Here is a 14,374-nt window from a genome sequence, read left to right as displayed (position 1 = left end):
CCTGTCATGCCTGTATCCGTCTTCTGGCGCGGCGGCCTCACCTGTGACTGGTGGTGTCGCCGCGCCGCTTGTCGTCAAGGAGTCGTGTTGACTACTTCCACCCTGACCGCCGTTGCCGACCCTGCCGCCGATCCCGGTCCTGGCACCGACCCGGTGGCTGTCGAGGAGACCACGTCGGTGTCTGCCGATCAGACCGCACCTGCGGTCGAGGAATCCCCGGTCATCGAGGAGCCCGCGGTGCTCGATGTGCCCGAGGCCAAGGCGGAGTATCTGGATCCGGCGGAGTTGGTGATCGCCGAGAACGTCCGCAAGAGTTTTGATCTCACCGCGCACCCGGAGGAAGCGGCGTCGATTAGGGAGTTCGGTGTCGGCAACCCGATCCGTGCCGAGCGCGAGCCCGACGGTTCGGTGCATGTCGTCGACGGGCAGATCCGCACGCTGATCGCCCGCGAGGTCGGGCTGGCGCGGGTGCCGGTGTGGGTCACCGACGCCCCCACCGACATCGACCCGAAGGAACGGCGGATCGCGCGGACGTTGACCCAGATCAACCTCAACGACCGCCGCGTCCCGCTCACCGACGCCGACCGCGCCACCGGCATCGCGTTGATGCTCGACCTCGGGGCCTCCGCCACCCGCGTGGCGAAAGGGTTGCAGCGCAAGCGGTCGGAGATTCAGAAGACCGCCGCGGTCGGCGGCTCCGACACCGCCAAACGGCTGCTTGAACAGCGCCAGTACACCCTCGATGAGCTCGCGGTGATCGCCCACTACGACAATCTCGGCGACACCGACGCGGTGCAGCGGCTGGCGACAGCGGGCCGGTGGAGCTTCGCCTCCACTGCCAAACGGATAGAGCACGACCGCGCCGAAACCCGAGCCCGCCTGCAGGAATCACTGCTCTACGGCGCGTACGGATTCGGGATCCTCGCCATCGAACCCAACACCAGCGAACCGGACGCGGCCTACATCCCGGCCAGCGAGCTGGTCACCGCCGACGGTGAGCCGGTCAGCGAGGAACAGATCTACACCGACCCGGCCCGCTGGGTGGTGTACCTCGAGGTGCAGGAGAACGGGCTGCTGGTCGACAAGGACACCGGCGCGATCATCGACCCCGACACCGTCGACTGGAGCACCCGCGGTGATCTGTCCGCCGAACCCGCCGACGGGCGGGTGCACGCCGAGCAGGTGCAGCGGCGCGACCGCTGGATCCCCACCTACTTCCTGCCCGCCAGCGCGCTGCCCGAAAGCGGCCTGCAACAGATCGTCCCCGACACCGGTGACGGCTCCGAAGAAGCCGCCGCGAAGGCGGCAGCCGAGCGGGAGCAGGCGCGCCAGGACCGGCGGCGGGTGATCGAGCTGAACAAACGCGGGGACGCGGCCAACGCGCGGCGGCAAGAGTTCCTGCCGCGCCTGCTGGCCGGGCGCACTCCACCGAGGCAGGCGGCGGCGTTCGTCGCCGAATCCATAGCCCACACCCTGGATCCGGCGGTGTTGCAGAAGGTGACCAAGCTGCTCGGTGTCGGCGGCTCCACCCAGAAGTTGGTCGAAGCGATCCACGCGGCGGCACCCAGCCGGGCGTGGATGATCGTGCTGGCCATGCAGATCGCCGCCGCCGAAGCACCGATCGGCAAAAGCTTCTGGCGCGACAGCTCCGCGGCTACGAAGCGGTATCTGCATTTCCTCGCCAAGGCCACAGCCGGAACCGAGTACGACTTCGCGCTGGTCGATGTCGAACAGGCCGCCGCCGGAGACATCGACTACCACGACATCGACCTCGCCTCCTAACAATCACCTCTGATTCGCCCGGCAGGTGAGGCGATCCGGTCCGCCGTGCTGGCGCCGCGGTCACTGCCCGGTGCCAGCACGGCCACCGATTCACCCCTCACCCGTCCACACCTTGTGAAGGAGCATGCTCATGGCCGGAGACACTGTGCTGACGGTGATCGGGAACCTGACCGCCGATCCAGAGTTGAAGTTCACCCCCGCTGGTCACGCTGTCGCGAATTTCACTGTCGCGTCCACCCCGCGGTACTTCGACCGCAACGCCAACGAGTGGAAAGACGCCGAGGCGTTGTTCATGCCGTGCAGCATCTGGCGCGAGGCCGCAGAGAACGTCGCGGAGTCGCTGACCCGCGGTGCGCGCGTGATCGTGTCCGGCCGGTTGAAGCAACGCAGCTGGCAGACCGCCGAAGGCGACAAGCGCAGCCGGGTCGAACTCGAGGTCGAGGAGATCGGACCGTCGCTGCGATACGCCACCGCCAAGGTCAACCGCGTCTCTCGCCATTCTGGTGCCGACGGCGATGGCAATGGCTATAGCCGCTCGGCAGCTGGTCGCTCCGACAGCGATGACCGGGCCCGAGACCTCGTGGGCGCGGCAGCGGGAACCGGGAGGGACAACCCGTGGGCGTTCAACGGCGCGGGCTCCTTCGTCGGTGGCTCCAGGGTGGAAGATCCGGCGTTCTGATCCCCGAGTCCACGCCAGTCGTGGTGGCCGGAGATCCGCTGTGCCGCCACGGCTGATCGCTCGAGCCGTCGGGTTTTCCGTGGGTGAGGGCTGATCGTCTGGTCGTCTGCCCCGCCGTGCTGAGTGCTACCAGGCCGTGATCCCGCCACGGCTGCGGGCCCGCGCCCGGACGTCACCGAATTCGCCCGCGCGGCGTCCCACCGTGCGCGCTGGTCGGTGTGCTCAGCGCACGAATTCGCCGCCGCCCGCGTGGGCGCGTTCCCTCCGCCGTGTCGGGCTCCCACCCTGGTCGGCCGCACTCAGGCGGGCCAGACGACCAGCCGCCCAGCCCCGTGCCGGGGTTACGTACGCGTGTGCGTGCGTCCGGTGCGGGGCTGGGCTGTTTCTACGACAGAACAGGAATCAGTGATGACCGCAACGTTGAACGCACCCGAGATCACCGACTCTGTCACCGAGAACGTCACCGAAGCCGCACAGACCGTTTCCCCCTTCACCGCCGCGCTCACAGAGATCGAATCCCTGCTCGACACCGATCCCGACGCCGCGCGGGAACGCTTCACCGCCGTGCTGGCCCTGGCCTCTCCGGCCGAGCGTGCCTTTCTCGACCGCGCGGCCGAGATGCTGACCCGCGCGCCGTGGAAGACCGCCGCGCGTCAGCTCGGATGGATGGCCAAGTCCCGCCCCGAACTCCGGTCGCTGATCCTTGATCACACCGCCGAGAGTGACCCGGGTCTGTACCGGCCCGCACTGCCCGCCCAGTCCGATCTGTCGATCGAGGCCGCCGAATGGGTGCGCCGCTCCATCCGCGACCGCCGATCCCGCGACCGCTACACCGCCACCCCCAGCGCCGCGACCGACGCCGCCCGCTACCAGCCCGCCGCGATCGCCGCGCGCCGTGCCCGCATCCCCGCCCCCACCACCGAGGCCGTGAGTCTGCGCCACCGCGAGCGTGACCTCGCGGTGGCCGAACGCCGCCACCGCGAATACGCGGGCTATGCGGCGGGGCGGCTCTACGCCATCGACACCGCTGTCGATGGCGACCGCACCCCGCCGGTGCCCGAGCCCCGGAAGAAGGCCGGGCTGCTGTGGGCGCACGTGCAGGCCGAGTTGTGGGACCGCTCCTACTTCCTGCACGTCGCCGAGTGCTACACCGAAGCCGACCGGCACCTGCTCGCCCCCGAGCTCCCCGAACGCCACATCGCGGTCGAGCGCCGTCACGCAGGTCTCGAGGACGCGGCCCGGGAGTTCCTGCGCGAGCACGGCAGCGAGCCCGGGCCGTCGTCGCGGTCGCGCGGGGCGCGTGCCCGCCGCACCCGGCCGCAGTTCCCTCCGCGGATCACCCCTGCCGACCAGTCGCGCTTCGCCGAACGCCGCACCAGACTCCCGGTCCCCAGCGACCGCGACGAATATCTGCCCTACAGCGAACTCGACGTCCGCGAGTCCACCTGGCAGGGCTCGGGCCTGGACTACGACCTCGCCGCGATGACCCCGTATCTCGGGTGGCCGTGCGTCGGTTGCTGGATCGACCGGCCTGCCAGCGACCGTCGCCCCCTGCACGCCCGCGACGGGGTGGCGGTCAGTGACGACGGGCTCTGCGATGTCTGCCGCGCCGACGGCCATCCCGGCATCCCCGTACTGCCCGCCGGGTTCGGCATGCGGACCTTCGTCGAATCCCGCTGCGCCTACATCGCCGCCGCCCATCCCACCCAGGTGCGGGCCTTGTTGGATCGGGTGCGGGCCGCCGCAGCGAACACCGGACCGACCTGGCGGCTGATCACCCGGTGGATGGCGATAAACCTCGAACAGCCCGAACGCGCACCCCGCCCCGCCGCCGCGCGACGGCCGCGCCGAAGTGGTTCCGCGCTCGGGGCCGGGCAGCGCATCGGACGCTGCGACGCCTGCGCCCGAAACGGCATCGTGCACGCCGACAACTACTGCACCGACTGCCGCATCGTCCTCGGACTCGTGCCCGCCACCCGCCGCACCGCAGCGGTGGCCTGACCCGCCCCTGCTCGGCTCCCTCCCTGTGTTCGCCGGTCCGCCGCGGTGTCACCCTCCCGCGGCGGACCGGTCCACCACCCCCGACCAGACAAGACCACCACGTGCATCGACTCCCGAACCGAGCGCGCCGCGCCCTCTCAGCGCTGCGCGACGCCGCGCTCGCAACCCGCCCGACCCGAGTCCAGGTGCGGCAACGGGCTTCGGTCACTGTCGGTCGGCGACCCTGTCGGTCTCGACGACCGCCACTACGCCTGCGCATCGGTCGGATGGTCGCCCGTCCCCACCCCGCCCGTCTGACTCACCGTCATTGCGGCCCGCTTCGAGTGATCGGGGCCAGGCCAAGGGGTAGCGCGGTCCCGACGAGGACATATCCCCACCGCACCCGCGCAGGCAACACTGCACCGATCCGGGCACCCCGAACCGGAAGGAGACCTCACCATGGCTCACTACATCGATCCCGCACAGCTGGGCATCACCGAACTCGAACAGCTGCTCGCCGCCGGAACCCCGGTCGTGGTGTCGATGCGCGCCGACAGCGGACACGCGCACCTGATCGACTGGGCGCGACGCCACGAAGTGTTCGTCCGCATCGACCGGACCAGCGACTGGGGCAACCCCTACATCATCGGACGCGACGGCAACCGCGACGACGTCATCACCACCCACGCCCACCACCTCGCCCAACGCGTCGACCTACTCATCCGCCTGCGACGCGGTGAACTCGCCGGGCACGTCCTTGGCTGCTGGTGCGCACCACAGCCGTGCCACGGCGACACCCTCACCGCCGTCACCCTCGACCCCGACCTCGCCCCGCTCGACGCCCTGCACCTGTGGCGGCCATGAGACTGAACACCCAGACCCGACGACCGATCACCCACAGCGACCGAACCACCCCCGCCGCACCGACTCCCACCCCGTCCACCTACGCACCACCATTCGCACCCACTTTTTGCTCCCCTCATACCCGCACACCAACCGCACCCGTCTCCTTCACCTCATTCCTCAAGCACACCTCTTGCATCTAGGATAACGATTCGATAACGACCAGCGGAAACGTTCAACTGGCTGAGAAATAGTCAAATTCAGCACTGGCGATATTGGCGTCGCGAGCGCTTGATAGATATATGACCGCGACCATTCATAAAGTCGTGGCAGGCAATGGCTATCAGTATTACCTGCGTAATGTCGCCGCGCACGACGCCACTTCTCGTGGCCGTGACAGCTTGGCCGACTACTACTCCGCGCACGGAGAAGCACCCGGCGTGTGGCACGGCACCGGATTGGGCACATTCGGCATCGCCGATGGCGCGGAAGTCACCGAAGAGCAGATGAAATCCCTGTTCGGACTGGGGCGCCACCCGAACGCCGAACTGGTCGAAACCGAGGTCTACGACGAGCAGATACGCCTCGGTGCCAAGCACAAGGATGCGGCACACGCGGCCGACAAAGCGTCACGTTTGGGCAACCCCTATCGCATTTACGCCGAGGTTTCCGCGTTCCGAAAACGATGCGCGAAAGCGTTCGAGCAACACAATGTCGCGCACGGAGCAGACCCGCACGCCGCCATTCCTGATGCAGAACGAGCAAGAATACGCACCCATATCGCATCGGAAATGTTCAGCGAAGAGTATGGGCGCGCGCCCTGTGATGCGCGGGAATTGTCGGGGTGGGTGGCCAAGAACTCGCGGCCGAACACGACCGCGGTCGCGGGTTTCGACATCACTTTCTCGCCCGTCAAATCCGTGTCGGCGCTCTGGGCTGTCGCACCGCGGGCGGTCGCGGACAAGATCGAACTCGCGCATCAGCGTGCGGTGCGCGACGCTTTGCGGTGGCTCGAACAGCATGCCGTCTTCACGCGGTTGGGCCGCAACGGGGTGCGCCAGGTCGACGTCGAGGGCATCGTCGCGGCGTGTTTCACCCACCGCGACTCCCGCGCCGGGGATCCGGACCTGCACACGCACGTGCTGATTCCCAACAGGGTGCGGACGCTGGACGGTAAGTGGCGCACCCTCGACGGAGTCGCGATCTACCAGGCCGTGGTCACGGTGTCGGAGATCTACAACACCCGTCTCGAGCACCACATGGACGACCTGGTTGGCGTGGAGTTCGCTGAACGACCGTCGGCGGATCCGGCCAAGCGCCCGGTCCGCGAGATAGTCGGCGTTCCGGCACGATTGATCGAAGCGTGGTCGCGGCGGGAAACAGCGATCAAGGCGCGCGTGGGTGAGCTTGCAGCGGATTTCCAGCAGCGGTTCGGGCGCGAACCTGTCCCGGCGGAGATGTATGAGTTGGCGCAGCGCGCCACCCTGGAAACCCGCGCGCCCAAACACCACCTGCGTTCAGTGGCCCAGCAACGCGCCGACTGGCGAACCGAGGCCCTGAGCATGCTGGGTGGCCGGGAAGCGCTGTCACGGATAGTCGTCGCGGCCTTGAATCCTGTGCGCACGCCGCGGGTTGCGGTCTCGGCGCAGTGGATCGCTCGCACCGCCGAACGGGTGCTCGAGGTGGTCGCCGGGCACCGCTCGACCTGGCGGGCGAACAATGTCCGTGCCGAAGTCGAACGGCAGGTGCGCGGACATGTCCGTGCCGGAGAGTGGGAACAGGTGACCGAGGCCGTGGTCGCTGACGCGCTCTCGACTGCCCACTCGATCGCGCGCGGTGACCCCGACATCGCCGACGCGCCCGAACTGGGCGATGTGCCGGAGCTTTTGCGCCGCCGTGACGGTGCGAGCGTGTACACCGCGGCGAATTCACAGCTGTACAGCTCGAAGCGGGTTCTGTCGGTGGAACACGCGTTGATCGAGCTGTCGGTGCAGTCCGGCGCCCGACGGCTCTCGCCGGAAACGGTCGGAGATGCGGTGCGCGCCTACAACGCCGCGCACCCGGAGCGGCCGTTGAATGCCGGGCAGGTCAGCGCGGTCGAGGGGTTCGCCACCTCCGGTCTGCGGGTGCACACCGCCAATTCCCCCGCCGGCTCCGGCAAAACCACCGCCATGCGGGTACTCACCGACGCCTGGCATGCCAGCGGCGGACAGGTCCTCGGCCTGGCGCCTACCGCCGCGGCGGCCGCGGAACTCGGCGCATCCATCGGCGCGCGCGTGGAGACCGTCGACAAACTGCTCGACATTTTGTCCCGCCACACCCCGCACCCAGACGACCCCGCCCTGGAGCGGGAGGTGCCGCCCGCGTTGCCGGAGTGGGTGTTGCAGATCGACTCCGGCACGTTGGTGATCGTCGACGAGCACGTCAAACTCGGTAACGTCAAACGCCTACGTCTGCTCCAGTTCGTGACCGGACGCGGCGCGACGGTGCGGTGCATCGGCGACGATCACCAGCTGCCCGCGATCGAGGCCGGCGGCGCCGACACCGATATGCACGCCGCCGCCCCCGACCAAACCCTGACACTCACCCACGTGGTGCGGTTCGCCTCCGCAGCGGAAGCGACCGCCAGTTTGCAACTGCGCGAGGGTGATCCGGCAGCGCTGGGCTGGTATCTGGACAACGGGCGCGTGCACGGCGGCCATCACGGCGCCACCCACGATGACGCCTTCACCGCGTGGATGAACGACCACCTCGCCGGGCGCACGGCGATCATGCTGGCCGCCAACCACGAGGTCGTCACCGCGTTGAACGCCCGCGCCCGCGCCGACAGGCTCGCCCGCGCGGGCAGCACCGTGGAAGCGGAATGCGCCCTTGCCGACGGTCTCGCCGCATCGGTGGGTGACACGATCCGCACCCGCCGCAACAACAGGCGACTGCGCGTCGGCACCCGCGATTGGGTGCGCAACGGCGACACCTGGACCGTCTCCGCCGTCCACGACGACGGCAGTCTCACCGCCACCCGCGTCCACTCCAGGGACCAAGAACCGAGCGCCCGGGTGCGGTTGCCCGCCGACTACGTTGCCGCGCATGTACGGCTCGGGTACGCGGCGACGATCGATTCAGCGCAAGGAATCACCGCCGAAACGTGCCACGTCGCGCTCACCGGAGGCGAGTCACGCCAACAGTTGTATGTCGCGATGACCCGCGGTGTGCACGCCAACCACGCCTACATCCCCACCGCGCTGGACGGTTCCGAGGGCTCGTTCTGGAGCGAACCGGCGGTGTTCCCGCGCACCGCGGTTGAGGGGTTGGTGCGCATACTCGGGCGCGACGGTGCGCAGAAGTCCGCGCACACACAACTGCGCGACGTCCTCGATCCCCACACCCGAATCGGCCGCGCGCTCGACATCTACCTCGACGTGATCGGCGTCGCAGCCGAAACGACTCTCGGTCCCGACGGGGTCGAACGCATCGACGGGGCGGCCGACGCGTTGCGTCCACACCTGACCGATAGCCCCGCCTACCCGGTGCTGCGCCAGCATCTGGCCGTGCTCGCCGTGTCCGGCCGCGACCCGGTCGCCGCCCTGTATACCGCCGCCGGAGCGCGGGAACTCGACACCGCCGACGACGTCGCCGCCGTCTTGGACTGGCGCCTTGACCCCACCGGCACCCACTCCACCGGCACCGGACCGCTGCCGTGGGCACACGGCATCCCCCGCGGTCTGCGCGATGCGCTGGACTCCACTCAACTCACCGCCCGCGCCCGCATCATCACCGACCTCGCCACACAAATCCGCACCGACGCCCAGTCGTGGACCCCGAGCACGGCACCGCACTGGGCGCGGCCCCTCATCGGCGCCGACCCCGACCTGCTCGGTGAACTCGCAGTCTGGCGCGCCAGCCTGCACGTCGACGACCGCGACATACGTCCCACCGGCCCAACCCGATACAGCGTGCTCGAACGTGAGTACCAGCAGCTGCTCGACGCGCGGGTCACCGACGCGATCGGTGACGTCCATCGACCGGTCAACCGATGGGCGCCGAGCCTCCAACACCTCGACGCCCGGATCGTGGCGGACCCGTATTGGCCGGTACTCGCCGACAAAATCGACGTCGCTGCCCGCGCCGGACTCGACATCGAAACCCTCCTCACCAACGCCGCGAGACTGCGGCCGCTGCCCGACGAGATGCCCGCCGCCGCACTGTGGTCACGCCTGGAACTGGAACCCTCCGCACTCGACACCGCCACCGGCCACCGCAACCTGCGACCCGAATGGATCACCGATCTGCACGCCGTCCTCGGCGATGAGACCGCCGCGCGCGTCCTCACCGACTCTGCGTGGCCCCGCGTCGTCGCCGCGATCGACCGCGCCACCGCCACCGGCTGGGCACCACACCAAATCCTCTCCACCGCCCACGAACTACTGCTCAGCGCCCAACCGGACAACGCGACCGGCCTGCGACCGGACCAGCTCGCCAACGCCCTGGCCTGGCGCATCGACGCCCTCCTCCACCACAACCCTGCCCCAGCCAACGGCACCACCAGCCACCAACCCCACCCCGCGACCATGCCCGAACCCGTCAATCACCCCATCCCACAGCACGATTCCGACCTCGAACACGCCCGGAACGACAACCCACGCCTCAAGGCCGAAGCGGCACAAACCCCGGGTCCCGAGCCCGCCGCCGAGAACGCACCCGGGACCGAGCTTCCCGAACACCTCCGCACGGTGGCGCAGCTGATGCACACCGGCCAGATCACCGCCGCGGCCGAAGCGCTCGCCGACTTCAGCGATATCGCCACCGACGAACAACGCGCCGTCCTCGCCGACATCGCAGAAACGCTCTACCGCAACAGCTTCCCCGTCGCCCGCGCGCGACTTCGGTGGGCCGGCGAGCGTTACCCCCAACATCGCGCACTCATCGAAGCCTGCACACCAGACACCGACCCGCACGTCCACCAACCCAGCACCACACCCACCACACCGGCGTATCGGCGCGAGCGACGCCTCGAAGCAGCCCGCGATCACCACGAATACATCAACCCCGCACAGCGCCGCGACCCACTCACCGATCCACAGATCGTTGCCCGCCGCTCCGAGCAGGACTACGTCGATACCCGCGGCGATGTCGACGACCAGCCCTACGACCGCATCATTCCCGACGGCGTCGTGCATCACTACTACCGTGAGGCGCTACCCGACGACCGCCCGAACTATTATGCGCTGGACTACGACCTCGCCGCCGTCCCTAACACCCGCTGGCTCGGATGTGTGGCCTGCGGCCTGGAACGCACCCGCACCGACGCCACCCCCGTACCACCGCGCCGCGCGGACGACGGACTGTGCGGGGAATGCCGCGACAACAACCAACCCGGCATCCCTGACCACGACCCCACCCACCACATCACCGCCCGCTGCCATCACATCACCACCACCAACCCCGCACCCGCCGCCCTCGCGATGCTTCGCCGCGACTGGCGCGCGACACGAAACCCAGCTCATCGCGCCGCGATCGAAGCCTGGCTGCGTGACCACCCGCTACCCGACGCCGCGTCGCGGTCCCCCTCCGACGACGCAGTCGTCGCTGACCCAGCCGTGAACAATCCACTGTTCGCGCTCACCGACGCCCAACTCGATGAACGCACCGAACAACTTCGCCAGAGCCTCGCACTCGCCGACACCGACAACTTCCTGTACGGCCCCGCCCAGCAGATTACCGATCACGCACAAGACACCGACGAACTGATCCGACGCCATACCGCAGCGCAACAAGCCATCCGCGACGCCCGCACCGCCGACCAACAGCTCCACACCACCGCCAGAGCCTTCCACGCCACCGAAGCCGAACTCGCCGACGCACGCGCCACCCTCGAGGCCACACCCAGCTACCGCCGCAGCCAACGACGCATACTTCAAACCCGAATCGACACACTCGTCAGCGACCAAATCGAACGCAGCCGCGAACGCACCACTGCACGCCATGCCGCACGCCAAGCCAACCGCGAAGCCATCCTCCTAGCGGGAACCTCCGACAACTGGGACCGCCTACTGCGCACCCAGCCAGCAGCTCTCTCCGATCGCCGAAGCCCGATCGACACGCACACCGGCACCGCGGCCGAAGCTCACATGCGGCGCATTAACGAACTTCACCAGGAGCTAGACGAATACTGTGCAGAACAACACCGGCGTCGCACTTTTGACGCGACGCAACTCGCGCACGAACAGCATCATCCACCTGCTCCACCAGACAACAACTTCGACCGAGAATTCAGCGGTCCGCTTGCCGACTATCATCGGCAGCACGATGACGAACTGGGCTTATGACGTGCCCGAACTCCTTCGAAACCGTCGCCCGACGCCGGAGTAACGAACGAAGCACCTTCCTTGCTGGTGCGCCGGGCTTGGCACGCGCAATAATTGCCCGGTGGGACCAGCCCCTCGCTCCTTCAAACCGCATGCCACAGCGGAAACACTGTTCGGTGCCGAGCTTCGTGCTCTGCGGGTTGCTGCTGGGTTATCGCTACGACAGCTGGCACCGCTGGTACATGTCAGCCATGACCTGCTGGCGCGGATCGAGAAAGCGGAGCGACGCGCGCAGGCTGATTTGGTGGTCCGGCTTGACGCTGTCCTGGAAGCAGGCGGTCGGTTGAGTCGTCTTGCGGCCCCGTTCACCGAATCTGGCGTACTGGCCACACGCCACCTTGTGGTCGAGCCAGATTCGGCAGAGACTACGCTCCGCGATCTCATCACGCGGGTGCGCGCAGCGGACCACACGATGGCCGCTGAACACCTTAACGAGGTAGTCGCTTGCGCCGACGCAGCGAAGAAGGTCGTTCCGCAGCTTGCCAAGTCCCATCGAAGTTCCTTGCTCCGCGTCATCGCCGAGGCACATCAACTGGCGGGTTGGATGCTGTTTGACCGCGGTAGTGTCGCGCTGGCCGACAAGTCTTTCGTTGCGGCTAAACGCGTCGCCGAACAGGCCGGCGCGTTGGACCTGCTTGCATTCATCGGAGGGCCGAACGCGAGCTTCATGAGCACGTGGACTGGCGATCCCGCGCGCGGTGCTGAGCGAGCCTATGCGTCTCTGGCCTGGGCGCGGAGAAGTGGCAATCACCGACTGAACGCATTCGTCTCCACAATGGCAGCGCGCGCTCACGCGAGGTTGGGTGAGGCCGACCTGTGCGCACAAATGCTGGTCACCGCTGAGGCGGAGTTGTCGCGGCATCGTCCGACCGAGCCCGACCCAGTCTGGCTCGAGGTGTTCGATGATTCCGCCCTGGCTGGACATCGAGGATCGTCCCTGTTGGACCTGGGCCAACTCCGGTCCGCAATCAATTCCCTGCGGGAACAGGATTCGGCTAGCCCGGCGGTCTTCGTGCGCAACCGAACTATCTGGCAGCTCGAGCGAGCCGACGCCCAGCTGCGGATTGGCGACCAGGAAGCCGCAGCATCTTCAATCGAAGAGGCGATCAGCGGGGTAGCCGCCGGTTCGGTTACGCCACGGGTCTTGCACATGTTTCGGTCCGCCGAACTGCGTTTACGCACCTGTCAAGGTCCCACGGTATCGCCAGTCAAGGAACGCTTGGCGACCTTCATCGCGGAGTTCGAGTGAGGGGGTAGGTCGCCCAGCGCATTTCAATCCCGCCTGATTTTCGATCAACCTCCAGCAACTCCCCCTGCAGTCTGCCTTCGACCGCACGGAACCGCCCTGGTCCTTCTTCGACGAAGTGAGTCCTACCTGCTACAGGGTCGCTGAGAAGGGCCGCATGCAGCCCATCTCGCTCCCAGCGGAATACGACTTCGTCAGCTTCCGACCACCAGCTACCCAGAATCGGTTGGATGTGCTGCGGGCAAGGCGCTGCAGGGGTCCAGGGCAGCGCTGGTGTCGGATGGTGTACTTCTGCGGCCCTTTCCAGAATTTCGAGGGCCAGGTCAGCGGCTCTGATTCCTCGGGTGGCATTGGATAAGACCACCACTGTGAGCTCGGTAGCACGATCTAGCATCAGCGCAGACTGGAAGCCGGGCATCGCGCCGGTATGCCCAGCGACGATGCGGTCGTCCCGCCGCTCCAATATCAAGCCCAGCCCCCAACCTCTCGTCCAGCCGACCGTATCGACCATGACCTGAAGCGTGTGCATCTTTTCAACTACCGCTAGGGGCAGCACAGCCACGTCGCCGCCCCCTAATACCTGACCCCAACGCAGCAAATCACCAGGCGTAGACCACAATTGGCCCCCGACACCAATCGCACCCTGGTCCATGACTGGCTCGCGCTGCACGGCATCGACGTGCGGGTCGAGCCGGTAGCCGACCACAGCATTCGACGGTGGAGCCCAGCTGGTTTGACTCAGTCCCAACGGGTTGAGCAGAGTTTCCGTGATCGAGATGTCGCACGGCTGATGGGTGATCTCTTCGATGATCTGGCCGAGAACTGCATAGCCGAGGTTGGAGTAATGCCAGCGCTCTCCAGGGGCCGCGATCAATTCCACACGCTCGAACAGATCGCGGAGTTCGATTCGCGACGGTCCGTGCATGCTCCGCCACATGTCGGAGGGCGCTTCGCGCTGCAGGCCGCTGCTATGCGACAACAACATGCGAACTGGAATATGACCGAAGGGCGTGCCCGGGAGATACCGACCTACCGGACTATCCAGAACCAGCTCCCCCCGTTCGACGAGCAGTAGAGCAAGGGCTGCAGTGAAAGTCTTCGTGATCGACCCGATGCGATAACTGCTCTCACCAGTGGCGGGAATCGAACTCTCGACGTCCGCGTAACCGACGGACGCGGCAGCCAACTGAACCCCCCTCGCGCCGACACACACCGTCAAGCTGGGCACCCGCGCAGTGGACTGTGCCTCGACTACACGTGCCGACAGTGCCGCTTGGAAGTCGCTATCCATGAACTCCTCTCGATTGAGCACCAGCATCCCACAAGTCATCACCGCGCTTTGTGGACAACCATTTTGTCAACAGCAAAAGCCTTCCACAGCGCATTCCCGCAGGCCAGGGTAGGAGCAGCACTCAGCACGCCGTCCCGGTTTCCTCCGCCTAACCTCGACGGCTGGGCGAGCTGGCTTCCAGATTTTGT

7 protein-coding genes are annotated in these 14,374 nt (G+C 67.3%); 6 read left to right on the top strand and 1 reads right to left on the bottom strand.

Features of this window, described 5'->3' with window-relative positions:
- Positions 1 to 87: 87 nt before the first annotated feature.
- The 6 genes from ACWEKR_RS31690 (at position 88) to ACWEKR_RS31665 (ending at position 12,898) form a co-directional block, all read left to right on the top strand.
- Positions 88 to 1,782 (top strand): ParB/RepB/Spo0J family partition protein, encoded by a 1,695-nt coding sequence (locus tag ACWEKR_RS31690; protein ID WP_452357600.1) that lies wholly within the window; start codon positions 88 to 90, stop codon positions 1,780 to 1,782.
- Between the two features lie 130 nt (positions 1,783 to 1,912).
- On the top strand, positions 1,913 to 2,461 hold the full coding sequence (locus tag ACWEKR_RS31685) for a single-stranded DNA-binding protein (RefSeq protein ID WP_452357599.1): 549 nt from the start codon (positions 1,913 to 1,915) through the stop codon (positions 2,459 to 2,461).
- A gap of 408 nt (positions 2,462 to 2,869) precedes the next feature.
- A complete protein-coding gene (locus ACWEKR_RS31680) occupies positions 2,870 to 4,462 on the top strand; it encodes a hypothetical protein (RefSeq protein ID WP_452357598.1) in 1,593 nt (530 codons plus the stop codon).
- Positions 4,463 to 4,900: 438 nt separating this feature from the next.
- Positions 4,901 to 5,305 (top strand): DUF4326 domain-containing protein, encoded by a 405-nt coding sequence (locus tag ACWEKR_RS31675; RefSeq protein ID WP_452357597.1) that lies wholly within the window; start codon positions 4,901 to 4,903, stop codon positions 5,303 to 5,305.
- A gap of 281 nt (positions 5,306 to 5,586) precedes the next feature.
- Positions 5,587 to 11,610 (top strand): MobF family relaxase, encoded by a 6,024-nt coding sequence (gene mobF, locus ACWEKR_RS31670; protein ID WP_452357596.1) that lies wholly within the window; start codon positions 5,587 to 5,589, stop codon positions 11,608 to 11,610.
- Between the two features lie 100 nt (positions 11,611 to 11,710).
- Entirely contained in the window at positions 11,711 to 12,898 is a 1,188-nt protein-coding gene (locus ACWEKR_RS31665; RefSeq protein ID WP_452357595.1) for a helix-turn-helix domain-containing protein, read from the top strand.
- On the opposite strand, the gene ACWEKR_RS31660 is transcribed toward ACWEKR_RS31665, so the two are convergent.
- A complete protein-coding gene (locus tag ACWEKR_RS31660) occupies positions 12,879 to 14,213 on the bottom strand; it encodes a serine hydrolase domain-containing protein (protein WP_452357594.1) in 1,335 nt (444 codons plus the stop codon). The genes ACWEKR_RS31665 and ACWEKR_RS31660 overlap by 20 nt on opposite strands.
- Positions 14,214 to 14,374 lie beyond the last annotated feature (161 nt).

This window comes from Nocardia sp. NPDC004573 (assembly GCF_053602135.1).
The sequence above is the reverse complement of the archived record's forward strand: the minus strand, read 5'-3'. Positions and strand labels throughout refer to the sequence as shown.